Below are 25,719 nucleotides of genomic sequence, written 5' to 3'. Positions count from 1 at the left end.
ATTAGTAGAGCTGGATTTGGATGTGATTTATTAGCAGTGCATTGTTTCAAGCATAAACTCCTTACCCATTTACCCTCTACCCATCCACCCTCCCACCCATCCACCCCCAACCCTCACTGCCCCTGCCACTGCTGAATCTCCTGCTGAGCCTGCTCATATGCGCTGGTACCTGGGGGCACTAGGCCCGCGGCGGAGATAGCGCTGGGAAGCTGGCCAGAGGCAGCGCGGGCGCGAGCGATCGCCAAAATATCTCGGCTCCACTGGTCGATGCGCTCCTGGGCGATCGCCGACTCGGGGTAGTCGGGGGGAATTTGCTGAGCGATCGCGATCGCCGATTGAAACGAGGTGGCCTGGTCGGGCTGCAGTAGGCTCTGGGCCTCTTGCAGCAGCTGCCGGTTGACTCGGCTCTGCTCCCACTTTTGAATTTGGGCCTGGGCCTGTCCCCAGGTCTCACCCTGGTCTTCAGGCACAAGGCGGGCGGCCGAAATGGCTGCATCTAAATCACCTGCAGCGGCTCGGCCTTCGGCAAGGTCTAAAATTACCAAACTCCAGCGCTCAATATCAGCCTGAGCCTGTTCGTAGGCCAGATCCCCAACAGGCACCTGCCGCGCCTGCTCAATGGCATCGTTAAACAGGGAGGCCGAAACCGGCTCAATCAGGCGGCGGGCCTGGTTGAGAGCAGCCCCCCCCGACAGCTCAGCGTTGGTATAGCCCATTTCCGCTTGGTTAACTAGGGCTTCGTAGTCTTCAGGACGTTCGTCCTCAGGAATTTGGGTTAGCCAGCTCAGCGCCTCGCCAAACTGACGCTGGTCAAGGGCCGTTCTAGCTCGTGCTAGGGCCTCGGCACCACTCGCAGCCGTTCCCGGAAAGAGGGGTTCCCCAACCGTCTCAGCAGCAGGATTGGCAACTCCCCCCGCAACAGCCCCATCGGGAGGGGGGACGACGGATGGCGCGGTGGCAGAACCTCCCCCCACAAAGCTCTCTTGGTTGCGCCACAGCACACCGAGCAGCAGGAGGCCCGCTACCAAAATTCCCCAGCGCTGCCAGGGCACCAGGCTAGGAACAGACGGCTGGCTCGGAGCAGGGGGCTTTGTGACCTCGGGCAGAACTCCCGGCGGCAGCTCCGGGTCTAGCGGCTGGGTCGGTGGCCAAGGCTTAGCAAACTCATTATTAGGCGGATCTATAGGCACCAGAGCTGGGTAAACCGGCCAGCCTGGACTCGGCTCTACTGGCAAGGCAATTTCTGGCTCTGGCTGAGGTTCTGGCAGTGTCTCAGGCTGGGGCATAACGCCAACGGGCATTTGGCCTACCAGGCTGGGGGGTACGAGCATGGCGTACTGCTGGCCAGCAGGCACCAATGCCACAGGATTTTGCACTGGTCGCCAGTGGTGCTGACACAGCTCAGGTACGCGATCGCGCAGGTAACTCACCAATTGCGCCAGGGTCAAACAGCCGTGGAACCGCATCCCTTCAATCAGGGCCTCGGTAAACAGCCCATGGCGCACCGCCAGCGTCTCCTGAGAAAACTGGTTGGGCTGGCAGGAGAGCACCAGAGGAATCTCCAGACTTTTAGCCAGAGCCAGGGTTTGATCGCCTAGGTTGCCGCCCCCAGAAGCAGGGCTGAGAGCACTTTGGGGTCGGTTCATGTCGAGCATGACGATGGATTGGCGCTGATTCCCCTGGGCCAATTGATTCAGCAGCGTTTCTACCAAAATGCCGGTCTGCTCAATGCGATTGGGGTCAGCATCAATGGGCAGTAGGTAATCTTTCCCCTGCCACAGCACCCCGTAGCCGCTAAAGAAAAACCACACTGTATCCTCGGGGCCGGCGCGATCGCAGCTCTGGGCCAACCGTTGCAGCATCACCTCGCGGGTTGGCGCAGCTGCCCCCTCATAGACCACCGCCGAGATATCTGTCAATAGAGAGCAATACTGGGCTGGCAACCCCACCTCGGCCACTAAAAAGTCTCGCAGTTCGAGGGCATCAAACTGGGCGTACATCAGGGGCTGAAGCGATTGATATTGATTGATGCCAACGATCACGGGCCAGTGGCTTGCCATGCCTTTTGAATGCCTCTCGTACTGTAGAGTTGAGGGATAAAAATTCCCCTGCCATAGTAGCGCCTGCTCGACCAAACGGAAGCTCAGACCGGCAACCCTAGACGGCGACAATTCTTAATTGACGATTGGCGGCTCTGTAGCTAGAGTTAAAGCACTTTTTGGACATCCCGCGAGGATGTGTGGAGCAGCAGGCCATGGAATTGATGTCTCTTCTAAAAAATGGGCGCGCCAAAAGACACAATAGGCCGTCCAACATTGCGTCTCTGGGAGCACGATTCACCCTAGCTGCGTTGGTGGGTTTTGGGAGTGTGGCCCTGCCGTCGTTGGTTACCCCACCCGCGGCCCAAGCCTACACGTCGCGAGTCAACCTCTACCTGGTGCGCGAACAGGGCGAAAGCTTTGAGACTCTAGTGCAGCGCTCCGAAATCATTGCTCGGGCCGCCATTCAGCGCAGCTTCGACGCCGATGTACTGATGACCGACGTCATCGTTACCGTCATCGGTGACAACCAGGGCATCTCTGTCCCCATTCTCACGGTGCCGGTCAGCCGCAGCGAGTGGCAGCTCCTGCCCGATGTACCGCAGTGGGCGGATTACTTTGAAGCAGCTAGGTACTTGGTCGGCGATGAGGATGCAGTTGAACCCTAGAGCTGGAGCAATTCTTACCAAGTGTGGTTGGGTCCGCAAGGCTAGACAGAAAAATAAAATTGCATAGAGTAGCCCTCTTGCCCTATGCTTGAAAGGTTGTGAAGTCTTAAAGTATTGTGTCATGGCGGTTCCCAAGAAGAAAACCTCCAAACAAAAGCGTGACCAGCGTCGCGCCACTTGGAAGCGCACCGCAGCGCTCCAGGCCAAGAAAGCCATGTCCCTAGGTAAGTCTGTGCTCACCGGACGGTCCACTAGCTTTGTGTATCCCACCGATGATGAGGACGACGACGAAGAGTAAGTTCTTCATCGTCATCCGGCCTTCCTTCACAGGGCAAGTTTATCAAGCTCTAATGGCAGCTATTTAGCTGTTAGGCTTAGTAAACTTAGCCCTGTCATTTTTGTTTTGAATCCAATTTCCCACGTATAACAGAGTAAATAGTTGTATGGGAAGCATTAGTATGTATCCCTCTGCAACAAGGGAAACGTCCAAGCTTGCCAATGCACCTAGTACGGTACTACTAGAGATAAGTAATATTAGTAAAGGATACTTTTTGGCCAAAAGGCTGGTTTTTAATCTCATATTTTTTCATGTGTTTAGGGCACTGAGCTAGATTGAATTTGAGCTAGTGACTATGAACTGCCAAGCATCTAAGGTTGTAAGAGAGCTAGGTAAAGCACTGTTATAGTATCTAGCGATGACTCGAAGAGCGTAGTATCCAATAAAAACTGCCGACAAGCTAACAGCAAAACCAATCGCAAAAAGGGGGTGATACTTTCTAAACGGAGAAAGTATCACCCTTTTAGATGTCAGTAGACTTATCAAGCTAAAGGCCAGCAAGCCGATGAAGCCTAAAAAGATTGCTGGACCGAATGCATGATAGCTAACAGATTTTTGCAATTGTCCATTAATAAGCGCGACTAAAGATCGAGTCAGTCCACAGCCAGGGCCAATTATCCCAAATATGTCTTGAAAATAGCAATGGATAAGTTTACTTCGCCAACCTTTAGAGTAAAGCCACATTACTCCTAGTGCTGCACTCGATGTTGCAGCAGTTAGAAAAAAGTAAGTTTCATCTCTTTTGTGTAAGTTGAGAATTTGTCTCCCTAAAACCATGGCTTCTTATTTTTGATATAAGTATCGACAAATTCTTCGTCAGTTTTAGTTAAATACAATATGCCTTCAACTAACCCAATAACACTCATGGCGAAAGTCCCAATCACTGGAATGATCAGACAAGATAAAACGATTCCAACAAGTGAAACTGCTAGCATAATTATGCCCTCTTGGTTATAGCCAAGAACGAACTTGTGAATTCCCAAAGAGCCTAGTAAGATGCCACAAATGCCAGCCGAAATTTTCTTGTCAGCGTCTGGGGGTTTTGATGTCGTCATTTTGTTCATCTCCTAAAGTAAAAGACATATAGCTAAAGCTTCTTTGAAATAAATTAATATTTGGCTTTCAGCTATAGCTATTTACTTAGTATTCCCCAGATAAACAGGAAGATCGGTAGCCTGCATTCAAAACAAGCCACAGCGTCGAAGGCTCAGCTACCGCTAGACCTTGGTACTGTAGCTAGTAAATTAGTGAAGCTAAATAAACGGACGAACTTCTGGAGCTAGGGGCGATCGCGGCGCAACCTTAGGCTGCTCAGTGCGGGGCAACTTTGTAGGCTCGTCGGTCTCGGCCTCTGGGGAATCTGCCTCAGGGGCTTTTTCGGTGCTGGGCGGGCTGGGCTCTGCTTGTTCCTCACCTGTAGAAGGAGCGGTAGGCTCGCTAGGTAGCTCAGGGGCTGCATCAGCCTCTGGGTTAGACAACCCATCTGGGACAGGCGTGGCCTGGGGAAGCTGATCAAAGGTATCTTCTGGGGTATCTGGGGCGGGGTTAGCGGGCGCGGGGGGCGAATTGGCCGGGTTGCGCCACTGCTTAAAACGATTGAGCAATCCTTTTGGGCTGGGTTCTGGAGTAGGTTCTGAGATTGCGGGGGGAGTTGGGAGCACGGGTACAGGCTCGGGCTCTACCTGGGGCGACAGCACGGGGGGAATCCCTAAATCTGTTGGGGGCACCATATCCTCAATGGCATCTTTTGACTCAGGTGCGATCGAGGCAGGGGCTTCTTCAGCAGGGCGCTCAAACTCCAGGCTATCCTCTTCGGCATCCTTCCCAGTGCTATCGTCTTCCAGCATAAGTTGATCTTCCTTAGCCGCCTCTGACTCTATTGATTTCTCTGGCGAAACCAATGGAGTGGGTGGTGTCTCGTCTTCAGGCTCAGCCGGGGGAAGACCCTGAGTGGCGGTGTCTGGAGCAGTTAATTCAGGTGCGGGTTGCTCCTGCGCTTCAGATTGGGATGGTTCTGGAGCAGCGATTTCTGGTTGAGTAGTCTCAGGCTCAGGAAGATTTTGCTCTGGCGTTTCTATTTCAGCGGAGGGAGGCTGAGGTTCTGGCTCGGGGGTCTCAATTGTCGGCTCCGGAGCTGGGGGGGCTGGGGGCACGTAGGTGGGGTCGATAATTCCTGCCACGTCCTTTAGACTCAGTTCGCCGCGCACTAGGCGAGAGAGAGTATCGCTGGCGCCGGGCTGATAGTCGATGATGCGCACGGTGTTGTTAAAGCGGTTGTCGATGGGGTTGCCGCTTTCGTCAATCAGTTCGAGCTGCACCCAATTGCGCCCCGGCTTGAAGCCTTTGAGCCAGATGGGCTGCCACTGGTCAAACACAAAGCTTTGGTCATTGACGGTGCAGCGAATGCGCCAGTCATGCAGATCATCATCGGCCTCGGTTTGGGCGCTCATGTGCAGGGGCGCATTGGTGAGATAGAAGTCGAGCATGATTGGCTCGGCCCCATAAGTCGCCTGGGGGCGGCTATAGGTAAGCAGAGGGGCCTTGGCGTTGAGTTCGTTTTGGGGCGTGGGGGCCACGATGTGGAACGTGCGCTGATCAAAGGCTCCTTGGTTTTTAAAGCTTTCGTGCCAGGGGCGTGAGGCAAACACGCGCAGGGTGTGGGTGCCGGGGGAGAGCCCGTCAAAGGTAACAGGTTCTGACAGGTCGTAGACAGCTTTGTAGGGTTCGTTGTCTAGGAACAGGTGCAAATGGGGGCCAAGTTCGTAGGTGTCGTCTTTAAACAGCGGCAGACCGCGCACCTGGAGTCGCACCGAGACGCTGGTGTCATCTAGCACTTCGCCGGGGCGGGGGCTAAGAATGCGCACCTGTGGCGTGTAGGCGTCGATAATTTGCTTGAGAGTCTCTAGGGTTTCGGGGGGAGACACCTCGGCGATTTGCCCGGTGAGACGGTTGGATTGAGGGGTAGGCTCTGACAGCAGTTCGGTGGGCTGCACAGGTTTAGCGCAGCTAGCCAGACCAAAGGTGAGCAGCGCGATCGCACAGAGGGCCACAACCCGCCGTCCTAGTCCCATGACCTTGCGGATGAACCCTTGTGTCGTGCCCATGCTGCTATTCTCTACGTCTTTACAACCAATACCATAGGCCACTTTAGGGTCTTTACAGCAATCGCCACACAGCTTTTTGCTAGCGTGGGAGAGCTGAGCTAGACTGGCTCGATGATATCTGTTAAACGACCGGGAGAGGGTTGTCAGACATGCGGACAAAGCAGGCTGTTGTACTGGCGCTATCACTATTGATCGGTCTCTCGGCGGGGGCTGCCGCTGCCACCGCTTTCTATTGGAACCGGGCTACGGCCCTGCCGACCTGGTACAGCACCAGCGGTGCAGATACGGCCGTGGCCGATGTCAATACCGGCAGTGGCAACCTGCTAGAGAGTAAGCTCGCCAGCGGCCAGGGAGTACGCTACGGCGACAACAACCGCATCGAAATTTCCCTCACCGAGGCTGAGCTAACCCAGCTGCTGGCCGAGGGCATAGCCCAGACGCCCGAGGTAGCTCAGTTTCTGCCAGAGGCAGATAGTTTAACCGCCACGATTCGCGGCGATCGCGTCGCCGGCGGCATTGTTGTCAACCCTGCCGACCTACCCACCCAACAGCTGCCGCCCCAGGCTCAGCAAGCTCTAGAGACTGCCCTGAGTAGCGTACCCATGCTGGGCGATCGCCCCCTCTACATCGGCATCGAAGGCAGCCCCCGCGTAGATAATGGCCGACTGGTGCTAGGCGATGACACCCGCATTCAAGTCGGCCGGGTCAACCTATCGCTAGACGATGTAGCCCGCCTCACCGGCCTTGACCCGGCTCAAATCACTGAGCGCATCAACCTCGCCCTGCCCCAAGCCGGCCTCACCCTCGACGGTCTAGAATTTGTGAACGGCGAGGCCGTGCTGCGCGGGGCAACCCAAAACTAGAGCCGTCTAAACTGCCGAACCGGCGGTTAACAACGCCTCTAGCCGAGCCACCAAGTCATCCTTGGAGATGACTCCTTCAACGGTGTCAACCCGCTCCCCATTCTGAAAGAAGATCAGGGTGGGGATGGCCATCACGTGGTACTGAAGGGCCAGGGCATCTTCTTCGTCAACATTGAGCTTGGCGACCTTGGCCCGACCGGCAAAGGTTTCGGCCAGCTCTTCCACAATCGGGTTCATAATGCGGCAGGGGCCACACCAGGCGGCCCAAAAGTCGACCAGCACCGGCACATCGCTTTGCATCACCTCAGCCTCAAAGTTGTCGGCGGTCAGGGTGAGGTAGGTTGCATCGTCAGCCATTTCAATCTCTCCTTCTCTGCGTCGTTTTAGGTCTGCGTTGGGATTTTGTGGGTGTAAAAAACTATCCGGCCCTTGTTTTCTACGGTACTGCAAAGCCTGGGCGATGGGGTCAAGACCACCCAACTTTAGCGCCCCTGAGAGCAGGGGGCCGCTACCCAGTTCAGGCTGCGCTGCCACAGGGCGACGAGCTGAAACTCTAGTTGGGGGCCAAGTTCGACCACCAAAATGCCCTCGGCGCTGGCGGCATTGTCTGCTAGCCAGGTGCCCCGCAGGGTAACTTCGAGCCAGTCGATGTCGCAGGGAGAAATGTCGATCGCTCCCTGACTTCTAGCCTTGAGTGCAGCAATTCCCGGTAGGTCGGCGGGCAGGGCAAAGGCTCCATAGCCCGGCTGCACCACCAAAGGCTGTCCGGCCCGCAGAGCCACCAGACTGCGCTGGGTGACCATCGCTTCCACGGTGAGGTCTAAATGCTCAATCAATAAATCTGCATCGGAATAAGTTAGCTTCAACATGATCCCTCATGCCTTAATACTTGTGAACTAGTTTCGTTGCTTAATTTTGCTGTGTCGGGGCGGCAGTGGCCCTAAAACGGTGGCCTAACCAGGCGATCGCATGGTGGATCACGAGCACTACAGGCGGCCTTGAGCAGCCAGACCGTGGGTGAATACCGATGCGAACCCTTGGCTTTCTGAAAGGCCAACGGCGGCAATACTGCTGCAAAACCAAATTTGGAACCCGATCGAAACGGAATTAGCTGAGAACAGCTATCTCTAGGCGCTGGGCCAGATCGGGGGTCGGGTTAATGCTGAGACACAGAATGCTGGGAGAAATAGTGGGGATAGGGCCAGCCCAGACGTTGGCACGGCTTCCCCAAAGGGGAATCGCCCTTAGCGAGGCATCCCATTAGCACCAGGGATGGCCTGAACCACAAGAACAGATCTCCCCAAAGGCAATCGCCTCTCAAGGCATCCCCTTTAAATAGATCGCTCCTGTCAGAATTGCCCAGGGCTAACCCGCCAATGAGGCGCAGTCGGCTAATCAGGCCACTAAAATACCCATCGAACCCCGCCACAATGCCCAGCTGGCCAGCATCGCCCGTGGTGACGGCGATATTCATTGCGGTGCCAGTAGACAAGATCCGTAACATGGCAGAGTTCCTCAAGCGTAAAACAGCAAGGCTTAGGAAGGCATGAGGGCATCCGTTAGTTCAAGACCTTTCGCTCAGCGAGGAGGCTTGACGGATACGCTCGAATAACGTTAATACTACACGTGTAATACAAACGTGTCTAGTCTGTCTAAACTGTTAGTTAGACACAACTCGTTAGTGACAACCACAGTCGAGTTGTGACACGTTCCAGAAAAAGTCTTTTATGTTCCCCTTGGAGGTGTGCCCGCTAATGCCAACCCTAACTCGCGTATCGACCACTGATATGGAAGTTACCAGCATTCGCCTAGAGCGATCGCTGAAAGAAAAACTTAAAGCCCTGGCCGGTAACCGGGGATATCAGGCGTTGATTCGCGACATTCTTTGGCAGTATGTGGAGCAAGGACCTAGCGAAGGTACAACCCAGGTACAGCCCGAGGATATTTGCGCCAGCTTTGGGGCGGTGGCTGAGCGCGAACAGGTGTGTGCCCTGACTGGCAATCCCATTCTCGCCAACCAGCCCATGCGACTAGGGCTGACCGCCCAGGGCCGCCTCGTGCCCCTGTGTGTGGAGTGATCTAACGTGGAGAGCCGCACGGCAAAGGAACAAAGTTTTCCGAGGGTGGTTAATTCTGCCAGAATAGATAACGGTCTATTCTGGTAATTTGCCCGATGACATCTTCTACCGCCACCACTCGCCACCACCAGCAGGTGCTGACCCTGCGATCGCGGGGCAAATCTCTCCAGCGGTTCACTGCTGAGGTTGAGCAGGTGGTGCGCGCCTCGGGGGTCGAGACTGGGCTGTGTACGGTGTTTTTGCGCCACACCTCTGCCAGCCTGATCATTCAAGAAAACGCCGACCCCGACGTGCTGGTGGATCTGGAGAATTTCTTGGCCAAGCTGGTGCCCGAGGGCAATCACTACATCCACAGCACCGAAGGCCCCGACGACATGCCGGCTCACATTCGCACGGTGCTCACCCACACCAGCGAAACTATTCCGGTTGTGCAGGGACGACTGGGCCTGGGCACCTGGCAGGGCATTTACCTGTGGGAACACCGGGCGCGGGGATCAAGCCGCGAGGTGATCGTCCATGTTACAGGCTATTAGCATGGTCGACACCTTTGACCCAATTGGCTACAGCGCTATCCCCACCCCGCCGGAGGGGTTTAAGTCTGGATTTGTGGGCATTGTGGGCCGCCCCAACGTGGGCAAATCGACGTTGATGAATGCTCTGGTGGGGCAAAAAGTAGCCATTACCTCCCCCACCGCCCAAACCACTCGCAACCGCCTGCGGGGCATCCTCTCTAACGACCAAGCTCAGATTATTTTTGTCGATACCCCCGGCATTCACAAGCCCCACCACGAGCTGGGCAAAATTTTGGTCAAAAACGCCCGCATGGCCATCGACTCGGTGGATACCACCCTGTTTGTGGTCGATGGCAGCGTAGACGCGGGGCGGGGCGACCAGTTTGTCGCTGAACTGCTGGCCCACACCAGCGGCCCAGTTATCCTAGGCATGAACAAAGTTGACCAGCAGCCGGAGGAACCGGAGGCGATCGCCCCCCTCGACGCCAGCTACCAGCGGATGGCTGACGCCCACGGCTGGCCCCTGGTCAAATTCTCGGCCCTGCACGAAACCAGCCTCGATACCCTGCTAGCCACGCTAATCGACCAGCTCGACCCCGGCCCTTACTACTACCCGCCCAATCTGGTCACCGATCAGCCCGAGCGGTTCATCATGGGTGAACTCATCCGCGAGCAGATTTTGCTCAACACGCGGGAAGAGGTGCCGCATTCGGTGGCGATCGCCGTTGACCGAGTCGAAGAAGACACCAACATCACCCGCATTCTCGCCACCATCCACGTTGAGCGCGAGTCGCAAAAGGGCATTTTGATCGGCAAAAAGGGCAGCATGCTGAAGGTGATTGGCTCCGATGCTCGCCAGCAAATTCAAAAACTGGTGATGGGTCAGGTGTATCTAGAGCTGTTTGTCAAAGTGGTGCCCAAATGGCGACAGTCCCGCAGCCGCCTCGAAGACTTTGGCTACCGGGTCGAGGAGTAGCGAGGTATCGGTTGTGGTGCGCTTTGAGGGCAAGCTTGCCAGAATAGGGTTAAGCGATTTTTTGCACCGACAATAGGCTTTCCTCGCAACCGCCCAAGAGACTGCCAGAGATTCTCAAATAGCGCCGGCGATCCCATGACTCGAATTACCCTTGATCTCTCCCCAGAACTAGAAATCCAACTGCGGGCAGAAGCCGCCAAGCAGGGTCTCGACCCCCAGCACTACATTTTAGAAACACTGCATACTCGATTGGCTGCCAACCAAACGGCAGCTAACCATTTACTCACTGCAGAAACTGATCTAATTCAGCACATCAATCTCGGCCTCTCCGGCGAAATGTGGGATGAGTACTATGCCTTGATTGACAAGCGCCAGGCTGAGAGCTTAACCGCCGATGAGCACCATCGACTAATTGAGATTTCAGACCAGATAGAAGCCCTTAATGTAGAGCGCATTCAAGCTCTCGTGCAACTCGCTGCGTTACGGCAGCAATCCTTAGAGAATGTCATGGACGATCTAGGCATCAAGCCCATTGTTCATGGCTAAGCCCTCCCTAAGTTCGTCACAAAAACAAGCCGTTGCACGGCGGGCTTCCGGGTGTTGCGAGTACTGTCTTTGCCAGGTCAAATATTCCCCCGACCCCTTCTCCATTGAGCACATCATTCCTCGCTCAAAGGGCAGTGATGACAGTTTAGAAAATTTAGCGTTGGCCTGCCAGGGCTGCAACAATCGCAAGTACGTTCAGCCCCAAGCCTATGACCCTGTGATAGGATACATAGTCCCGCTCTACAATCCGCGCCAGCACCAGTGGCAAGAACATTTTGTTTGGAGCCAAGATTTGACCCTTATGCTGGGCATCACACCCACTGGCAGAGCGACCGTAGACAAACTGGCGCTCAATCGAGAGGGTATTGTAAATCTTCGCAGGGTATTGGCGGCACTTGGTAAGCATCCGCCCTGAGCACTCCGGCAAAAGTTGAAGAGTAAGCCGAACCCGCTTTAAGGAAGGGCTTCTACTACCAGCTCTAGGTAGCCTGTGACCGGATCGGGCTGGCGGTGCAAGCGCAGGTGGGGCAGGTTGGCGATCGCAATCTCTGCCGTCGTGCGAATCAAGCAGCCCGGCATGATGTGACCACCGTAGACTTGGCCCTGGGCATCGGCCACTGCCCCGTGCAAATGCATGCCGTGCCGCGACAGCGTCCCGCTAAGGGAAATCAGCTCCAGTGGGCTAGCGATTATCGTAGCCTCTGGGGCAGCCGCAAACCGCAGCGATGCCTGGGTCAAACTACCCAACGCTGTGAGAATAATCCCAGCTTCCAGCGCTTGAGCCTGGGCAAAGGCTTGTAGCTCTTGCTTGAGATCTTGGCCTGGGGTAAAGCGTAGGCAGTGGGTTTGCATAGGAGTGATGGGGTGATGGGGTGATGGAGTAAGGGAGTAAAGGGGTGATGGGGTAATGAGGTTTGAGTTTACTGCTCCCCCACTCTTCTACTCCCCACTCCCCCTTAAGCCATCGCCTCATCATCCCGTTCTGGTCGAGTTGGACGAGCCTCAAAGGCAGGGCACACCCCATCAGGGCTCACCTGCAGCCCGTACAGGGGAGAATCGCCGCCGTGGCAGCGGCCTTCTCGCTGAAAGCGACAGGTTTGACAGCTGGGCGGTTGCCAGGGAGCCTCTCCACCCGTTACGGTACGCAGCAGGTCGCGCTGGGTTAGCCCTTTGATTACTAAATCGTTGCCCTGCCAGCGGGCCTGGACCAGGCCGGTGTCGGCCAGGGCCGTCCAGCGGGGGTCGGTGGTGAGGTCTTCGGGCAACAGCAGCAGTACACTGTCGTCGACCTGGGTGATTTCGCCTTCAAAGACTGGGTCGGGGGCGGCGGGCTGAATGAAGCGATCGCCGATGGGAAACTCCACTTCCTTACCGGCAGAGGGCAGGTGGAGCTGGTAGCGGGTTTGCAGTTCTTCTAGCCCAGCCAGGTCAGCTAGGTGAGTGGGCTTGCCGTGGACAAAGGCCACGTGCTGGGGCCTGAGGTTGTGGATTAGCTGGGTGGTGCCGACGCGATCGCTGTGGGTGGTGAGCTGGTAGGTGTCGAGCTGCACCCGCTCAGACTCCAGCTCGGCGGCCAGGGTTTGCAGCCAGCCCAGGGCGGCCCCAGCTTCGGTAGCGGGCGTGCCCAGCACCGTATCGGCAATGGCGGTGGCAAACGAGTCGGGCAGCAGCACGGTCCAGGGTTGGGCCGAGGCGAGGCAGTAGTCGCTGAGATCGACTTCACGGTGGGCGATCACAATGCAGGGGGCACCGGAAGAATCGCCCTGGGGGTGACCGTCTGTGCCTAAGCGGCGCACGCGAGGCAAAATGCGCTCGTCCCAAAATAGCGGCTGGTGACGGGCAAAATTCTGCACGCTGCTGGGGAAGGCAGGCATCAGCTCCAGGTAGAGGTCGCAGCCTGCCGCCACCGTTTCATCGACCCAGACGGTAATATCTTGGCCAGTGAACTGATAGTGACTGCGCAACAGCATCACCAGCTCCTGCCCAATGCCTAGGGTTGGCGTAGGCAGCAGCACCGATCGCCCCTGCTGCACTAGGCCATGGAGCGTACTGGCCAGCAAATTTTCCTGCTGGCGGCGGTGGGGATGGCGGGCAGACCCAGAGCTACCTTCGATGATCAACACATCTGGCTTGAGGCCTCGCAGCGCCTCTAGGGGCAGACCATCCACCAAGCGCGAATTGGACATAAAAAAATCGCCCGTGAAAAACACCGTGTAGGGGCGTTGGGGCGCGTGGTAGGTGAATAGGGCGCAGGCGGCTCCCGGCAAGTGCCCAGCGGGCCAAATTTGAACCGTCAAATCATCGGCCAAGCTGATGGGAGTTTGCCAAGGCAGCGCCTGGCAGAGGTGGGGCGGCACCTCTGCGCCCAGCCAGTTGAGGGGTAACAGCTGGGCGGTCACCTCGCTGCCGTAGATGGGCACTTGGGGAAAGGCCTGGCTAAACGCCCAAACACCGCGAGCGTGGTCGCTGTGGGCGTGGCTACAAAAGAGCAGGTCGGCGGAGGCGATGCGATTCGCAGAGCGTTTGGAAACCGACTCAGGAGTATCGGTTTCAACATCGCCCGCCGCCGTCAAAACCGACAGATCTCGCAGGCCGCAGTCGAGCACGATGCGCCGTGGCCCCATGCGCAGCTCTAGGCACAGCCCTTCTTGGCCGTGACCCGCACCAAACGGAAAGCAGACCAGATTACTCACGGAACGGCGAACACCCTAACGGCGGCACATCAAAGCCAATGAACAGGCCAATATGCTGAGTGAGCCTAGTGAGCTGAACCGTTGCCGTGGTAGTCGTCAGTGTCGTAGAAGCCGTTTTTGGTGCCAAAGAAGAGGGTGGCAACCACAAACAATCCGGTGAGCACAGCCAATACAAGTTTGATATCCATAGGAGCAGTAGGGATGATAGAAAGGTCGGTGTTATCGGAGCCTTGGTTTTGAGTCATCTTAACAAGCCTGCCTCAGAGGACAACATAAAGCTTTGTAATCAGCCTGCGCCCATTCCCCCAGCCTGGCTAGGGCGATCGTCTTTAGAAGTAGCACCAGACCTGCTGGGCTGTAGGCTGGTGCGGCGGTGGGCCGACGGTCGCCAGCTCAGCGCCACCATTGTCGAAACCGAGGCCTATACCGAGGGCGATCCGGCCTGCCATGCCTACCGTCGCGAAACCGTCCGCAACCGGGTGATGTTTGGCCCGCCCGGCTACAGCTATGTGTATCTGATCTATGGCATCTACCACTGCTTTAATGTGATCACCGATCGCGATCGCATCCCCAGCGCCGTGCTAATTCGCGCCGTCGAACTCGATACCATTCCACCGTGGCTAGTCGGGTATCGGGCAGAAAAACCCACTCGCTGGGGAGCTGGTCCTGGCAAGCTTTGCCTCTTGCTGGATATCAATCGCACCCTCACGGATCTGCTCCTGACCCCGGCCTCTGGTCTCTGGCTAGAGCATCGGGATATTGACTGGCAGCAGCGGCTTGAGGCGGGGGAGATCGACTTCACCCAAACCACCCGTATCGGCATCACCCAGGGGGCCGATCTGCCCTGGCGCTGGTATGTTACAGCGTCCAAAGCCGTGTCAAAGCGGTAATTTTTATGGGCCAGCAACCGTGGCCCTCATCCGAGAGACTTTTGGTAAGTTAGGTAAGTTTCTTTGATGGTGAATCCTGCGGATTCGTACAGCCCCATAGCCTGGTTAGGGTTTTGGGTGTCTACCCCTAGCAGGGCTGTTTCCATCCCCGATGCCTGAAGCTGATGCAGCCCTTGCAGCAGCATCGCCCTCGCCAGCCCCTGGCGGCGGTAGCCTCTTCGGGTGCCCAGAATGTTGATCCACCCTTCTTTGCGGTTTTTCAGGGTGTTTTCCTCATGGTCAATGGCACCGCCGCAGAACCCGGCCAGGGTGCCATCGGAGGCAACGGCCACCCAGTCAAATTCGGGTTGGTAGGTGGGATAGGTGAGGCGAAACTGGCGATCCTCCAACGTCATCGGCGTAAAGTGCCAGTGATCGACAAAGCTCTCGTTGAACATCTCTACCCAGGCAACGGCTTCGTCGGCATTGGTTGGGCGAGAAGTAAAGCCCTCGGGAAACTGGGGCTGAGGGATGGGGTCGAGCAGCGATCGCACCATAGTGTGAAACTGGCGGATAATCTCGTAGCCCGGTGTCTCGTAGATAGCTCGGTAGTAGGTGGCATCGGCTCTGGTCCCGGCATAGAGCTTGGCGGAGCGCTGAGCGACAGTGGCCTGCTCCCGCACCTGCTGCTCGGCCCAGCTCAGCAGTTCAGCTTCTAGGTGAGCACCGCGCCGGTTGGGATGCACAAAGATGCCCGCCCAACCCTCTAGCGCATCGGTAGCCACATCAGCAGGGTTGTCGATCCACAGGGCAACCAAACCCACCAGTTCGCCCTCTGGGGTTTCCCAAAGCTGGCGGTGGTGAGTGCCGCCGGGGGGCGGGTAGTCGATGCGGCGCTGGAGGTCGGCGAGAGTTGGGGTGTTGTCGAGCTGGTCAACTTGTTCACAGATCTCGTAAAAGGCGGCGATCGCGGGCAAATCGGCGTGGCTTGTGCTGGGGCGCGACTGAATTGAGGTCAGTTGTTGAGCAGTCATAGATGCAACGGACGAGGGGGCTTTAAAACTGCTACAGCTCAGCGGGGGCCAATTCCTGAATCCCATCCCTTAACTAAGGCTTACGATTTACCCCATAAGTTAGAGAGGGATTTATCCTTCAGAGTTAGCTAGGGATTTATCCTGAGGTTGCACCTGGTTGACCTTGGAGCAAATTTTGACCCTATGAGTATTCAAACCGTATCCACACAGCCCTATAGCGACCAAAAGCCCGGCACCTCGGGCTTGCGGAAAAAAGTTAAGGTTTTTCAGCAGTCAAACTATCTAGAAAACTTTGTCCAGTCGATTTTTGACAGCCTAGAGGGCTATCAGAACGAAACCCTGGTGGTGGGCGGCGACGGACGCTACTACAACCGCCAAGCGATTCAAATTATTCTTAAAATGGCGGCGGCCAATGGCTTTGGACGGGTGCTAGTGGGCCAGGGCGGCATTCTCTCCACCCCAGCGGCCTCCTGCGTGATCCGCAAGAACAGCGCCTTTGGTGGCATCATTCTCTCGGCTAGCCACAACCCCGGCGGCCCCGACGAAGACTTTGGCATTAAGTACAACACCGGCAACGGCGGCCCCGCCCCCGAAGGCGTTACCGATGCGATCTATGCCCGCAGCCAAACCATTACCGAATATAAGATTCTCGATGCGGCTGACATCGATCTTGATCGCATCGCCACCCACAGCCTCGGCCACACCACCGTCGAAGTGATCGATTCCGTCACCGACTACGGCGCGCTGATGGAAACCCTATTTGACTTTAGCCAGATCAAGCAGCTGCTTTCCAGCGGCAATTTCCGCTTCTGCATGGATTCGCTGCACGCGGTGACTGGCCCCTATGCCAAGGCCCTATTTGAGCGACGGCTCAATGCTCCGGCGGGCACTGTGGTCAACGGCGAACCGCTGGAGGATTTTGGTGGTGGCCACCCCGACCCTAACTTGGTCTATGCCCACGACCTAGTAGAGGTAATGTTTGGCGACAATGCCCCCGACTTTGGGGCGGCGTCGGATGGGGACGGCGATCGCAACATGGTGCTCGGCAGCAATTTCTTTGTCACCCCCAGCGACAGCCTCGCCATTCTGGCCGCCAACGCCACGTTAGTCCCCGGCTACCGCAACGGCTTGGCGGGTATTGCCCGCTCTATGCCCACCAGTCAAGCCCCCGATCGCGTTGCCGAAAAGCTGGGCATCGACTGCTTTGAGACCCCCACCGGCTGGAAATTCTTTGGGAATTTGCTGGATGCGGGCAAGGCCACCCTCTGCGGCGAAGAGAGCTTCGGCACCGGCTCTAACCACATCCGCGAGAAGGACGGACTGTGGGCAGTGCTGTTTTGGCTGAATATTCTTGCCGTCAAGGGCCAGTCGGTGGAGGACATTGTTAAAGAGCACTGGAGCACCTACGGGCGCAATTACTACTCGCGCCACGACTACGAGGGGGTAGAAAGCGATCGCGCCAACACCCTGATCAGCAACCTGCGCGGAGCATTGAGCACCATGCCCGGCCAAACCTTCGGCCCCTACACCGTCGACTACGCTGATGACTTTGCCTACACCGACCCGGTCGACGGCAGCGTGGCCAAAAACCAGGGCGTGCGCATCGGCTTCACCGACGGCTCGCGGATTGTCTACCGACTGTCGGGCACCGGCACCTCGGGCGCGACCCTGCGACTGTATGTAGAGCGCTACGAGCCAGACGCCACCAAACACAACCAAGATACCCAGGAGGCCCTGGCCAACTTGATTGCCCTGGCCGACGAGCTCGCTCAGATCAAGACGCTGACCGGGCGCGACCAGCCCACGGTGATCACCTAAAAGACTGGAGAGTTTTGAATGTTGAGTTTTGAGTTTTGAATCGCTACCTAAATTCAGAACTCAAAACTAAGAACTCAAAACTCTCCCCTTCACCACTTCTCCCCCCTCTGTTGTTCAAAGAGCCCCCGCGATGACAGCATTCATGAATTGCCCCACCGTCGATGTCGAAGACGATCGCACTGGCATTAGCGTTGAAACCCTGCGCCGGGCCCTGGCCGATCACTTGTTTTACATCCAGGGCAAGTGGCCCGAGGTGGCCAGTAAGAACGACTTTTACCTAGCGCTGGCCTACATGGTGCGCGATCGCATGATGCAGCGCTGGCTCAATTCCACCCGCAACTACCTGCGCTCTGAGGTGCGGCTGGTCACCTACCTGTCAGCGGAATTTCTCCTGGGGCCGCACCTGGGCCGCAACTTGCTCAACCTCGGCATCGAAGAGCCGGTCAGGCAGGCGCTACAAGAATCGGGTCTCGACCTTAACGATCTGATGGCTCAGGAAGAAGAGCCCGGTCTGGGCAACGGCGGCCTCGGTCGCCTCGCCGCCTGCTATATGGAATCGCTCTCTAGCTTGCAAATCCCGGCGATCGGCTACGGGATTCGCTACGAGTTCGGCATTTTTGACCAAGAAATTCGTGACGGCTGGCAGGTCGAAATTACTGACAAGTGGCTTCAGCACGGCAACCCCTGGGAGATCGCCCACCCCCAAGAGGCCGTCACCGTGGGGTTTGGCGGCCACACCGAGGGCTACACCGACTCCGATGGCCGCTTTCGCAAGCGCTGGATTCCCGCTAAGCAGGTGAAAGGCATTCCCTACGACACGCCGATTCCCGGCTATCGGGTCAACACCGTCAACACCCTGCGCCTGTGGAAGGCCGAAGCGGTGGAGTCCTTCGATTTTCAGTCATTCAACGTCGGCAACTACTACGGCGCGGTCAACAGCAAAGTCACCTCTGAGAATATCTCTAAGGTGCTCTACCCCAACGACGAGCAAATCGAAGGCAAACAGCTGCGCCTAGAGCAGCAGTTTTTCTTTGTCTCCTGCGCCCTGCAGGATATGATTCGCATTCATCTCACCTCGGGCCGGCAGCTCGACAGTTTCCACGAGAAGTTTGCGGCCCAGCTCAACGACACCCACCCCGCCGTCGGCGTCGCCGAACTCATGCGTCTGCTGATCGACGAGCACGGCATCGAGTGGGAAACGGCCTGGGAAGTCACCCAAAACACCTTTGCCTACACCAACCACACCCTGCTGCCCGAAGCCCTAGAGCGGTGGTCACTGTCTCTCTTTGGCGGCCTGCTGCCCCGGCACCTGGAGATTGTTTTTGAAATCAACCACCGGTTTATGGATCAGGTGCGGGTGCAGTACCTCAACGACTCGGCCAAACTCTCTAGCCTGTCGCTGATCGATGAGTCGGGGGAGCGTTACGTGCGCATGGCCAACTTAGCCAGCTTGGGCAGCCATGCTATTAACGGCGTGGCCGAGTTGCACAGCGAGCTGGTCAAGCAGACTATTCTCAAAAACTTCCACGAGATGTTTCCCGGCAAAATTCGCAACATCACCAATGGCGTCACCCCTCGCCGCTGGCTTGCCCTAGCCAACCCCCGCTTGGCGGCTCTCTACACCGAGAAAGTGGGCGACGGCTGGCTACAGGACATGGAAAAGCTGCGATCGCTGGAAGGCTACGCCGACGACCCCGGCTTTCGCCAACACTGGCGGCAGATCAAGCGCGACATCAAGCAAGATCTGGCCACCTACATCCAAACCCGCACCGGCATCACGGTGAGTCCTGATTCGCTGTTCGACGTGCAGGTGAAGCGCATCCATGAGTACAAGCGCCAGCACCTCAACGTGCTGCACATCATCACCCTCTACGACCGGCTGAGGCAGAATCCTAATCTGGATGTCGCCCCCCGCACCTTTATTTTTGGCGGCAAGGCAGCCCCCGGCTATCGCATGGCCAAGCTGATGATCAAGTTCATCACCGCCGTCGGCGATGTGGTGAATAACGACGCGGCGATCGGCGATCGCCTCAAGGTCGTCTTTTTGCCCGACTACAACGTCACTCTGGGCCAGCGGGTCTACCCAGCCGCCGACCTATCCGAGCAAATTTCCACCGCCGGCAAAGAAGCCTCCGGCACTGGCAACATGAAATTTTCCATGAACGGTGCCCTCACCATCGGCACGCTGGATGGGGCCAACGTCGAAATTCGTGAGCTAGTCGGTGACGAAAACTTCTTTCTCTTTGGCCTGGTCACCGAAGAAGTCATGGCCCTCAAAGCCAGCGGCTACAACCCTTGGGACTATTACCACAGCAACCCCCAGCTGAAGGGAGTGATTGATCTCGTCAACTGCGGCTACTTTGCCAAGGGCGACAGCGAGCTGTTCAAACCCCTGATCGACAACCTGCTCCACCACGACCCCTACCTGCTGCTGGCCGACTACCAATCCTATATCGACGCCCAAGACCGAGCCAGCACCGCCTACCAAGACCAGGAAGACTGGTCGCGCCGGTCCATCATCAACGCCGTGCGCATGGGCAAATTTTCGAGCGATCGCTCCATCCGCGAATACTGTGAGCAAATTTGGCACGTCAAGCCCGTGCAGATCGAGCTAAAGGAATACGTGCAGGCTCAGGCCGGATTCAAGGTGTAGGTGGGTAGGCGAGTAGGAGGGTAGGAGGGTAGGAGGGTGAATGGGTAGATGGGTTAGGCGGGTAGGTGAATGAACCCAAGCCCGAACTCACTCGCCCACCTATCCACTCTCCTACTCTCCCACCCATCCACTCTCCTACTCGCCCACCCATCCACTCGCCCACCCATCCACCCATCCACCCCTCACCCATGCCCCTCAACCTCTACCTCCTGCGCCACGGCGAGACTGAGTACAGCCAAACCGGCGGCTTCTGCGGCGAGCTTGACCCCGAGCTAACCCCCGAAGGCGTGGCTATGGCCGATGCCTTTGCAATCAAGTATCAAGCCATGCCCTGGCAGGCCATCTTTGCCAGCCCGATGAAGCGCACGATCGCAACGGCCATGCCCCTGAGCAAAGCCGTGGGCGTGAATGTGCAGATTCGCAATGGGTTAAAGGAAATCAACTACGGTCAATGGGAGGGGCTCACCGCCGAGTACGTGCGAGAGCACTTCAGCGACGACTACCTCCAATGGCTTACCGAACCGGCCTGGAACCCGCCCACCGGAGGCGAAAGCTCGGTGCAAATCGCCAGTCGGGCCTCGCTGGTGATGGCTGAAATTGAAGAGAACTTCACCGAGGGCAATGTGCTGGTGGTGTCGCACAAGGCCACCATTCGAATTATTTTGTGCAGCCTGATGGGGATGGATGTGGGGCGGTACCGCAATCGCATCAATCTGCCGGTGGCCTCGGTTACCCATGTGCAGTTCAACAACAACGGTCCCATGCTGATGAAGCACGGCGATCGCACCCATCTACCCGCAGAGCTGGAGACCAGACCAGGTACCTAGGGGGGATGTCAGCGATCAAGTCAGCAAAGACGATAGGAAGGCGGCGATCGCCCGTTTCCCTTAACTTTTCTCTCCTCCATGGCTCTCAACCTCTACTTTCTGCGCCACGGCGAAACCGAATCGAGCCAGACCGGCACCTACTGCGGTTTATCTGACCCGGAGCTGACGGCTGAGGGGATGGCTATGGCCCAGGCTTTCGCAGACAAATACCAGCTCCTGCCCTGGCAGGCCATTTACGCCAGCCCGCTGCGGCGCACCGTGGCGACCGCTACCCCCATTTGTAAGGCGACGGGCCTGACGATGGAGCAGCGCGACGGGCTGAAGGAAATGTACTTTGGCGAGTGGGAGGGCCAAACCCACGAGGAGGTGGAGCGCCGCTATAGCAAAGACTACGTTCGCTGGCTGGCCGAACCCGCTTGGAACCCGCCCACTGGAGGCGAAACGGGGGTACAGGTGGCTAGCCGCGCCGCCCTGGTAATTGCCGAAATTGAATCCAACCACAGCTCCGGCAACGTGCTGATTGTGTCGCACAAGACTACGATTCGGCTGATTCTCTGCAATCTTTTGGGTATCGATAGCGGTCGGTACCGCGATCGCATTGAGCTGCCCGTCGCCTCGCTCAGTGTGGTGCGGTTCGACCAGCATGGGCCAATGCTGGCCAAACACGGCGATCGCTCCCATCTACCCGAGGAGCTAGATTCAAGACCGGGAACGTAGGTACTAAGGAATGGCGATTTTAGATTTTGGGCGGCTGGTGGATCAGAAGGTGGGACGATAATGGCCAAATTTCGTAGGGTGCCATGAAAATTTTGGTGCTTAACGCCGGGTCGAGCAGCCACAAAAGCTGCCTGTTTGACCTCAGCCAAGGGGCCGAGGACGCTACGCCCCAACCCCTGTGGCGCGCCGCCCTTGACTGGACCCATCAGCAGGGCAAGGTAGAACTCTCCGCCAGCGGTGCAGGAGAATCGATTCAGCAGGTGCTACCCATTGCCGACAAAGCCGAGGGCCTGGAGGCGATGGTGAAGACCCTGGTGGAGGGGCCAACTCAGGTGCTAGAAAGCCTTTCAGATATTGACGCCGTAGGCCATCGCGTGGTGCACGGCGGTCGCGAGTACATCGACAGCGTGCGCATTGACAATCAGGTTAAAGCCGCGATTCAGCGGCTGATTCCGCTGGCCCCGGCTCACAACCCAGCCAACCTGCAGGGCATCGAGGCGATGGAGGGCATTTTAGGCCATGTGCCCCAGGTGGCAGTGTTCGATACCGCGTTTCATGCCCGCATGCCCGAGGCGGCAGCGACCTATCCCGGTCCCTACGCTTGGATCGAGCAGGGCATTCGTCGCTACGGGTTCCACGGCATTAGCCACCAGTACGTGGCCCAGCGGGCGGCGGATCTAATGGGGCAAGACATCGCCAGCCTGAAAATTCTCACCTGCCACTTGGGCAACGGCTGCTCATTGGCGGCGGTTAAAAACGGCGTCTGCGTTGATACGACCATGGGGTTTACGCCGCTGGATGGCTTGATGATGGGCAGTCGCTCAGGCAGCGTTGACCCTGGCATTCTCATCTATTTGATGCGGCAAGAGGGCTACACCGCTGACCAACTCGACCAGCTATTGAACAAAGAATCTGGGCTAAAGGGACTTTCGGGCCGCTCTAACGATATGCGCGCTGTGGCGGAGGCGATGGAGCAGGGCGATGCCCAGGCCAAGCTAGCGATTGAGGTATTTATCCACCGTCTGCGGCGCGAGATGGGGGCGATGATTGCCAGCCTGGGCGGGCTGGATGGGGTGGTGTTTACTGCTGGCATGGGCGAAAACAGTCCCCCGCTATGGCAGCAAGCCTGCGAGCCATTTGAGTTTCTGGGACTGCAGCTAAAGCCTGACCTCAGCAGAACCAAGGATGACCAGGATATTGCGGCGGCAGATTCAGCGGTGCGGGTGCTGGTGGTGCACACTCAGGAAGAGTGGGCGATCGCCCAGGCCTGCCACGATCTTCTGCAACAGGCCACCTGAGCCTCAGCAGCGACATGGCCTAAGTAAAACAGCTTCAGAGCTTATTAGCCGACTTCAGAGTTGTTTTTGCTCTTGTCCAGTACCGACTGATAGACCTGGTGAGCACGATCACTAAAGCAGACAAACCGGACCTGCTTGAGAGAAGATGTCTGATCTAGCGCTGCTTTGACGGTTGCGATCGCAATCTGAGCCGCTCGTTCTAGCGGAAAGCCATAGACCCCGGTGCTAATAGCGGGAAACGCCAGGGTGCGAAGGCCATACTCGCTGGCGAGGGCAAGGCTGTTACGGTAGCAGCTGGCCAATAGCTCATCCTCATTGTGGTGCCCCCCATGCCACACCGGCCCCACTGTGTGAATGACCCACCGGGCCGGTAAGTGATAGCCTCGGGTGATTTTGGCCTGCCCAGTCGGGCAGCCGCCCAGCTGACGACACTCAGCCAGCAGTTCTGGCCCGGCGGCTCGATGAATCGCCCCATCTACCCCGCCACCGCCCAGCAACGACTCATTGGCAGCATTTGCGATCGCATCCACATCCTGGCGCGTAATGTCGCCTTGCAGCACAAGCATTTGATCCCACACATCAGGGGTAGCCATAAGCAAAGTATCCTCACTGGCACCGATTTAATCCTGATTTCGGTAATGAATAAAACTCAGGTTATCTCTACACTAAAACATCCCTAGCCCGCTGCCCACATCTCTTCAATAACAAGTTATTTCATACCCTACGCGAACGAAGCATACAACTATTGGTTGATAACAATTACTGAATTAATTATTTAGGATTTTACCTTAAGGCATAAGCTAACCACTTCTAAAACTTAACAATAAGCACCCGAAACTCCAGCAAGGGTTGTCATATTTCCGCCAGTTAGTGCTAGCGCTCGCTAAGCTGATTATGACAGGAGCTAGTAACTTAATGTTTACGGTTCCAAGCATGCGGCTTAGGAATTGTCTTGAACCTGAAACCGTGAGCTGTATACCTTACATAATTTTCCACCTTTAGTGTGGCCGTCTACTAACTCCAGGTCCGCTCATTTTTTAGAGAGTAATATCATGTTTGTTCCACCCGGTTTTTCCAGTCGCTCTATCACAACCCGGTATGGCCGCATGGTTTACTACACTCCCGAGGGCCAGCCTTGGGAAGAACCAAATCGGCCAGAGGCCAAAGAGACCCTGGTCTTTCTCCACGGTTTTGGGGGTGGTTCTTCAGCCTACGAATGGTCTAAGGTGTATCCCGCTTTTGCCGCAGACTATCGAGTGTTAGCCCCAGATTTAATCGGCTGGGGCCGCTCAGATCATCCGGTGCGAGACTATTGCGTAGATGACTACATTGCGATCATTACCGAGTTTTTAGAGCAGACCTGTGACGGGCTTACCACTGTCATTGCCTCGGCACTGACGGCTGCTTTTACGGTGCGTGCGGCCATTAAGCGACCTGACTTGTTCAAATCGCTAATCATTACCACCCTAGCTGGGTTAGCCGAGTTTGGCCAAGACTATCGCCTCGGCGGGTTCGCCCAGTTTGCTCAATTTGTCAGCTTGCCCATCCTGAGTCAGCTACTCTACAACACGGGGGTAGCGAATAGTTTTGGCATTCGCAGTTTTTTAGAACAGCGGCAGTTTGCTCAGCCAGAGCGAGTTTCTTCAGAAATTGTTGAAGCGTATTTGCAATCAGCCCAGCAGGAAAATGCTGAGTATGCAGCCCTGGCTTTTGTGCGAGGTGACCTGTGTTTTGACCTATCGCAATACATAAGTCAGCTCACGGTGCCCACGGCAATTATTTGGGGCAAAAATTCTCAGTTCACTGGCCCAGATATCGGTCGCCGTCTTATGGCGATTAATCCCCAGGTGATTCAAATTTTTTATCAGCTCGATGATGTTAGATTTACCCCCTACCTAGAGCTACCTGGGGTCACCATTGGCTTAATTCGCAAATTTTTGCCCCAGCTTAATACTAGTGCAGCCTCAGATGCAAATGTCAGCACTTTGCCCGCTGAATGAGCAAGCTAATTAATCTACAAGTATTTTCTTAATCCTAGCAGCCATGGAGATAATGCTACGTGAGTAACCCTTCTCTTTTTGATTGGGTATCAGTACTAGGACCAATCTTATTCTCTTGGCCGCTGCTGATCACCGTCGTCTTGATATTGTTTTACAAACCTCTGTTTAACTTATTGGAGCAAATCTCAAACCAAAATATTCAAAAAGCTAAAATCGGCCCCTTTGAAATTGAAGAAGCCGAACAACCCTATGTTGAGTCTATCCAATTATTGCTAACTAGCCTGGTTTCTGAAGATGAGCTAAATCATTTGCAGCAGCTTAATAGTGGCGGCGAATCTACATCCTACGAAGGCACTACTGAGTTCACAACAGAACTAAAACGGCTGTCTAGCTTAGGCTTTATCAACCTGAAAGTAGACCTTGATAAAATGCCCAAATCAGGTGAACTAAAGCAACAGGTAGAACTCACAGAAAAGGGCAAACAATATCTGACCCTCCGGGACAGCCTTTTAGCCGAGCAACCTGAGCACAAAGACCAAGGCAAAAAAATTGAAACATAGACGAGGTTGAGCCGTTGCCTAGCTCACCCTTGTAGCAAAACTTGAGGACCTTGGCGCTGTTCGCAGCAGGTAGTTGTAGTTAGACGTAGGATAAGCTCTGGCATTGCCCATCCTACGAAGGTTTTAC

At 56.3% G+C, this 25,719-nt stretch carries 28 protein-coding genes; 16 read left to right on the top strand and 12 right to left on the bottom strand.

What is annotated here, in order from left to right:
• Positions 1–113 precede the first annotated feature (113 nt).
• Positions 114–2,060: a caspase family protein gene (locus H6F59_RS09255; RefSeq protein ID WP_190698035.1), complete on the bottom strand. Its 1,947-nt coding sequence runs from the start codon at positions 2,058–2,060 to the stop codon at positions 114–116.
• A 308-nt stretch (positions 2,061–2,368) separates the two neighbouring features.
• Between H6F59_RS09255 and H6F59_RS09250 the strand changes: the two genes are divergently transcribed.
• Positions 2,369–2,707: a hypothetical protein gene (locus H6F59_RS09250; RefSeq protein WP_242021362.1), complete on the top strand. Its 339-nt coding sequence runs from the start codon at positions 2,369–2,371 to the stop codon at positions 2,705–2,707.
• A 121-nt stretch (positions 2,708–2,828) separates the two neighbouring features.
• Complete coding sequence (rpmF, locus tag H6F59_RS09245; RefSeq protein ID WP_190698029.1) at positions 2,829–3,005, top strand: 50S ribosomal protein L32; 177 nt, start codon at positions 2,829–2,831, stop codon at positions 3,003–3,005.
• 309 nt (positions 3,006–3,314) lie between these two features.
• Here the strand turns inward: rpmF and H6F59_RS27565 are convergent, their stop codons facing one another.
• From H6F59_RS27565 to H6F59_RS09230, 3 genes are all read right to left on the bottom strand, one after another.
• Entirely contained in the window at positions 3,315–3,728 is a 414-nt protein-coding gene (locus tag H6F59_RS27565) for a DUF2752 domain-containing protein (RefSeq protein ID WP_397193534.1), read from the bottom strand.
• An 83-nt stretch (positions 3,729–3,811) separates the two neighbouring features.
• Positions 3,812–4,099, bottom strand: a complete 288-nt coding sequence (locus H6F59_RS09235; protein ID WP_190698022.1) for a TM2 domain-containing protein — start codon at positions 4,097–4,099, stop codon at positions 3,812–3,814.
• A gap of 198 nt (positions 4,100–4,297) precedes the next feature.
• Positions 4,298–6,148, bottom strand: coding sequence for a hypothetical protein (locus tag H6F59_RS09230; RefSeq protein ID WP_190698019.1), 1,851 nt, complete (start codon positions 6,146–6,148; stop codon positions 4,298–4,300).
• A gap of 149 nt (positions 6,149–6,297) precedes the next feature.
• Here H6F59_RS09230 and H6F59_RS09225 point away from each other — a divergent pair, with 149 nt between their 5' ends.
• Positions 6,298–7,011, top strand: a complete 714-nt coding sequence (locus H6F59_RS09225; protein WP_190698016.1) for a hypothetical protein — start codon at positions 6,298–6,300, stop codon at positions 7,009–7,011.
• A 6-nt stretch (positions 7,012–7,017) separates the two neighbouring features.
• Here the strand turns inward: H6F59_RS09225 and trxA are convergent, their stop codons facing one another.
• The 3 genes from trxA to H6F59_RS09210 form a co-directional block, all read right to left on the bottom strand.
• Positions 7,018–7,368 carry a thioredoxin gene (gene trxA / locus H6F59_RS09220; protein ID WP_190698013.1) on the bottom strand — a complete coding sequence of 117 codons (351 nt, stop codon included), beginning with the start codon at positions 7,366–7,368 and terminating at the stop codon, positions 7,018–7,020.
• Positions 7,369–7,493: 125 nt separating this feature from the next.
• Entirely contained in the window at positions 7,494–7,880 is a 387-nt protein-coding gene (locus H6F59_RS09215; RefSeq protein ID WP_190698010.1) for an alr0857 family protein, read from the bottom strand.
• 287 nt (positions 7,881–8,167) lie between these two features.
• Positions 8,168–8,515 (bottom strand): hypothetical protein, encoded by a 348-nt coding sequence (locus H6F59_RS09210; protein WP_190698007.1) that lies wholly within the window; start codon positions 8,513–8,515, stop codon positions 8,168–8,170.
• A gap of 250 nt (positions 8,516–8,765) precedes the next feature.
• Here H6F59_RS09210 and H6F59_RS09205 point away from each other — a divergent pair, with 250 nt between their 5' ends.
• The 5 genes from H6F59_RS09205 (at position 8,766) to H6F59_RS09185 (ending at position 11,538) form a co-directional block, all read left to right on the top strand.
• Entirely contained in the window at positions 8,766–9,089 is a 324-nt protein-coding gene (locus H6F59_RS09205; protein ID WP_190698004.1) for a hypothetical protein, read from the top strand.
• Positions 9,090–9,184: 95 nt separating this feature from the next.
• Complete coding sequence (locus H6F59_RS09200) at positions 9,185–9,622, top strand: secondary thiamine-phosphate synthase enzyme YjbQ (protein WP_190698001.1); 438 nt, start codon at positions 9,185–9,187, stop codon at positions 9,620–9,622.
• Positions 9,606–10,577 carry a GTPase Era gene (gene era / locus H6F59_RS09195; RefSeq protein ID WP_313887167.1) on the top strand — a complete coding sequence of 324 codons (972 nt, stop codon included), beginning with the start codon at positions 9,606–9,608 and terminating at the stop codon, positions 10,575–10,577. The genes H6F59_RS09200 and era overlap by 17 nt, the downstream gene beginning before the upstream one ends.
• 135 nt (positions 10,578–10,712) lie before the next feature.
• Entirely contained in the window at positions 10,713–11,123 is a 411-nt protein-coding gene (locus tag H6F59_RS09190; protein WP_190697998.1) for a hypothetical protein, read from the top strand.
• Positions 11,116–11,538: an HNH endonuclease gene (locus tag H6F59_RS09185; RefSeq protein WP_190697995.1), complete on the top strand. Its 423-nt coding sequence runs from the start codon at positions 11,116–11,118 to the stop codon at positions 11,536–11,538. Before H6F59_RS09190 ends, H6F59_RS09185 begins: the two co-directional genes overlap by 8 nt.
• A gap of 38 nt (positions 11,539–11,576) precedes the next feature.
• On the opposite strand, the gene H6F59_RS09180 is transcribed toward H6F59_RS09185, so the two are convergent.
• From H6F59_RS09180 to H6F59_RS09170, 3 genes are all read right to left on the bottom strand, one after another.
• A complete protein-coding gene (locus tag H6F59_RS09180; RefSeq protein WP_190697992.1) occupies positions 11,577–11,975 on the bottom strand; it encodes a PPC domain-containing DNA-binding protein in 399 nt (132 codons plus the stop codon).
• 104 nt (positions 11,976–12,079) lie between these two features.
• On the bottom strand, positions 12,080–13,747 hold the full coding sequence (locus tag H6F59_RS09175; protein ID WP_190699746.1) for an MBL fold metallo-hydrolase: 1,668 nt from the start codon (positions 13,745–13,747) through the stop codon (positions 12,080–12,082).
• A gap of 134 nt (positions 13,748–13,881) precedes the next feature.
• Positions 13,882–14,061, bottom strand: a complete 180-nt coding sequence (locus tag H6F59_RS09170) for a hypothetical protein (RefSeq protein WP_190699928.1) — start codon at positions 14,059–14,061, stop codon at positions 13,882–13,884.
• 54 nt (positions 14,062–14,115) lie between these two features.
• Between H6F59_RS09170 and H6F59_RS09165 the strand changes: the two genes are divergently transcribed.
• Positions 14,116–14,706 (top strand): DNA-3-methyladenine glycosylase, encoded by a 591-nt coding sequence (locus H6F59_RS09165; RefSeq protein ID WP_190699743.1) that lies wholly within the window; start codon positions 14,116–14,118, stop codon positions 14,704–14,706.
• Positions 14,707–14,732: 26 nt separating this feature from the next.
• On the opposite strand, the gene H6F59_RS09160 is transcribed toward H6F59_RS09165, so the two are convergent.
• On the bottom strand, positions 14,733–15,719 hold the full coding sequence (locus H6F59_RS09160; protein WP_190697989.1) for a GNAT family N-acetyltransferase: 987 nt from the start codon (positions 15,717–15,719) through the stop codon (positions 14,733–14,735).
• Between the two features lie 183 nt (positions 15,720–15,902).
• Between H6F59_RS09160 and H6F59_RS09155 the strand changes: the two genes are divergently transcribed.
• The 5 genes from H6F59_RS09155 to H6F59_RS09135 all read left to right on the top strand — a co-directional run bounded on the left by H6F59_RS09155 (position 15,903) and on the right by H6F59_RS09135 (position 23,032).
• Positions 15,903–17,537 carry an alpha-D-glucose phosphate-specific phosphoglucomutase gene (locus H6F59_RS09155; RefSeq protein ID WP_190697986.1) on the top strand — a complete coding sequence of 545 codons (1,635 nt, stop codon included), beginning with the start codon at positions 15,903–15,905 and terminating at the stop codon, positions 17,535–17,537.
• A 130-nt stretch (positions 17,538–17,667) separates the two neighbouring features.
• Positions 17,668–20,190 (top strand): glycogen/starch/alpha-glucan phosphorylase, encoded by a 2,523-nt coding sequence (locus tag H6F59_RS09150; protein ID WP_190697983.1) that lies wholly within the window; start codon positions 17,668–17,670, stop codon positions 20,188–20,190.
• Between the two features lie 188 nt (positions 20,191–20,378).
• Positions 20,379–21,017, top strand: a complete 639-nt coding sequence (locus H6F59_RS09145; protein ID WP_190699740.1) for a histidine phosphatase family protein — start codon at positions 20,379–20,381, stop codon at positions 21,015–21,017.
• 78 nt (positions 21,018–21,095) lie between these two features.
• Positions 21,096–21,734 (top strand): histidine phosphatase family protein, encoded by a 639-nt coding sequence (locus H6F59_RS09140; RefSeq protein WP_190697981.1) that lies wholly within the window; start codon positions 21,096–21,098, stop codon positions 21,732–21,734.
• Positions 21,735–21,817: 83 nt separating this feature from the next.
• Positions 21,818–23,032 carry an acetate kinase gene (locus H6F59_RS09135; protein ID WP_190697979.1) on the top strand — a complete coding sequence of 405 codons (1,215 nt, stop codon included), beginning with the start codon at positions 21,818–21,820 and terminating at the stop codon, positions 23,030–23,032.
• Between the two features lie 44 nt (positions 23,033–23,076).
• Here the strand turns inward: H6F59_RS09135 and H6F59_RS09130 are convergent, their stop codons facing one another.
• Positions 23,077–23,625 (bottom strand): O-acetyl-ADP-ribose deacetylase, encoded by a 549-nt coding sequence (locus tag H6F59_RS09130; RefSeq protein ID WP_190697977.1) that lies wholly within the window; start codon positions 23,623–23,625, stop codon positions 23,077–23,079.
• Between the two features lie 459 nt (positions 23,626–24,084).
• Between H6F59_RS09130 and H6F59_RS09125 the strand changes: the two genes are divergently transcribed.
• Both H6F59_RS09125 and H6F59_RS09120 read left to right on the top strand, forming a co-directional pair.
• On the top strand, positions 24,085–25,032 hold the full coding sequence (locus tag H6F59_RS09125) for an alpha/beta fold hydrolase (protein WP_190697975.1): 948 nt from the start codon (positions 24,085–24,087) through the stop codon (positions 25,030–25,032).
• A 59-nt stretch (positions 25,033–25,091) separates the two neighbouring features.
• Positions 25,092–25,592, top strand: coding sequence for a hypothetical protein (locus H6F59_RS09120; protein WP_190697973.1), 501 nt, complete (start codon positions 25,092–25,094; stop codon positions 25,590–25,592).
• The last annotated feature ends 127 nt before the right edge of the window (positions 25,593–25,719 follow it).

Origin of the sequence: Nodosilinea sp. FACHB-141, from assembly GCF_014696135.1 — a bacterium.
Classification (GTDB): Bacteria; Cyanobacteriota; Cyanobacteriia; order Phormidesmidales; family Phormidesmidaceae; genus Nodosilinea.
Note: the sequence above shows the minus strand (reverse complement) of the source record. Positions and strands in the feature narration are given on the sequence as shown.

Excerpts from the sequence above, each read along its gene's own strand:
- era (WP_313887167.1), top strand. The coding sequence starts at position 9,606 with ATGTTACAGGCTATTAGCATGGTCGACACCTTTGACCCAATTGGCTAC.
- H6F59_RS09215 (WP_190698010.1), bottom strand. The coding sequence starts at position 7,880 with ATGTTGAAGCTAACTTATTCCGATGCAGATTTATTGATTGAGCATTTA.
- trxA (WP_190698013.1), bottom strand. The coding sequence starts at position 7,368 with ATGGCTGACGATGCAACCTACCTCACCCTGACCGCCGACAACTTTGAG.
- H6F59_RS09185 (WP_190697995.1), top strand. The coding sequence starts at position 11,116 with ATGGCTAAGCCCTCCCTAAGTTCGTCACAAAAACAAGCCGTTGCACGG.
- H6F59_RS09130 (WP_190697977.1), bottom strand. The coding sequence starts at position 23,625 with ATGGCTACCCCTGATGTGTGGGATCAAATGCTTGTGCTGCAAGGCGAC.
- H6F59_RS09210 (WP_190698007.1), bottom strand. The coding sequence starts at position 8,515 with ATGTTACGGATCTTGTCTACTGGCACCGCAATGAATATCGCCGTCACC.
- H6F59_RS09145 (WP_190699740.1), top strand. The coding sequence starts at position 20,379 with ATGCCCCTCAACCTCTACCTCCTGCGCCACGGCGAGACTGAGTACAGC.
- H6F59_RS09190 (WP_190697998.1), top strand. The coding sequence starts at position 10,713 with ATGACTCGAATTACCCTTGATCTCTCCCCAGAACTAGAAATCCAACTG.
- H6F59_RS09235 (WP_190698022.1), bottom strand. The coding sequence starts at position 4,099 with ATGACGACATCAAAACCCCCAGACGCTGACAAGAAAATTTCGGCTGGC.
- H6F59_RS09225 (WP_190698016.1), top strand. The coding sequence starts at position 6,298 with ATGCGGACAAAGCAGGCTGTTGTACTGGCGCTATCACTATTGATCGGT.
- H6F59_RS09160 (WP_190697989.1), bottom strand. The coding sequence starts at position 15,719 with ATGACTGCTCAACAACTGACCTCAATTCAGTCGCGCCCCAGCACAAGC.
- H6F59_RS09155 (WP_190697986.1), top strand. The coding sequence starts at position 15,903 with ATGAGTATTCAAACCGTATCCACACAGCCCTATAGCGACCAAAAGCCC.
- H6F59_RS27565 (WP_397193534.1), bottom strand. The coding sequence starts at position 3,728 with ATGTGGCTTTACTCTAAAGGTTGGCGAAGTAAACTTATCCATTGCTAT.
- H6F59_RS09175 (WP_190699746.1), bottom strand. The coding sequence starts at position 13,747 with ATGGGGCCACGGCGCATCGTGCTCGACTGCGGCCTGCGAGATCTGTCG.
- H6F59_RS09205 (WP_190698004.1), top strand. The coding sequence starts at position 8,766 with ATGCCAACCCTAACTCGCGTATCGACCACTGATATGGAAGTTACCAGC.
- H6F59_RS09150 (WP_190697983.1), top strand. The coding sequence starts at position 17,668 with ATGACAGCATTCATGAATTGCCCCACCGTCGATGTCGAAGACGATCGC.
- H6F59_RS09140 (WP_190697981.1), top strand. The coding sequence starts at position 21,096 with ATGGCTCTCAACCTCTACTTTCTGCGCCACGGCGAAACCGAATCGAGC.
- H6F59_RS09230 (WP_190698019.1), bottom strand. The coding sequence starts at position 6,148 with ATGGGCACGACACAAGGGTTCATCCGCAAGGTCATGGGACTAGGACGG.
- H6F59_RS09255 (WP_190698035.1), bottom strand. The coding sequence starts at position 2,060 with ATGGCAAGCCACTGGCCCGTGATCGTTGGCATCAATCAATATCAATCG.
- H6F59_RS09170 (WP_190699928.1), bottom strand. The coding sequence starts at position 14,061 with ATGACTCAAAACCAAGGCTCCGATAACACCGACCTTTCTATCATCCCT.
- H6F59_RS09135 (WP_190697979.1), top strand. The coding sequence starts at position 21,818 with ATGAAAATTTTGGTGCTTAACGCCGGGTCGAGCAGCCACAAAAGCTGC.
- rpmF (WP_190698029.1), top strand. The coding sequence starts at position 2,829 with ATGGCGGTTCCCAAGAAGAAAACCTCCAAACAAAAGCGTGACCAGCGT.
- H6F59_RS09125 (WP_190697975.1), top strand. The coding sequence starts at position 24,085 with ATGTTTGTTCCACCCGGTTTTTCCAGTCGCTCTATCACAACCCGGTAT.
- H6F59_RS09180 (WP_190697992.1), bottom strand. The coding sequence starts at position 11,975 with ATGCAAACCCACTGCCTACGCTTTACCCCAGGCCAAGATCTCAAGCAA.
- H6F59_RS09200 (WP_190698001.1), top strand. The coding sequence starts at position 9,185 with ATGACATCTTCTACCGCCACCACTCGCCACCACCAGCAGGTGCTGACC.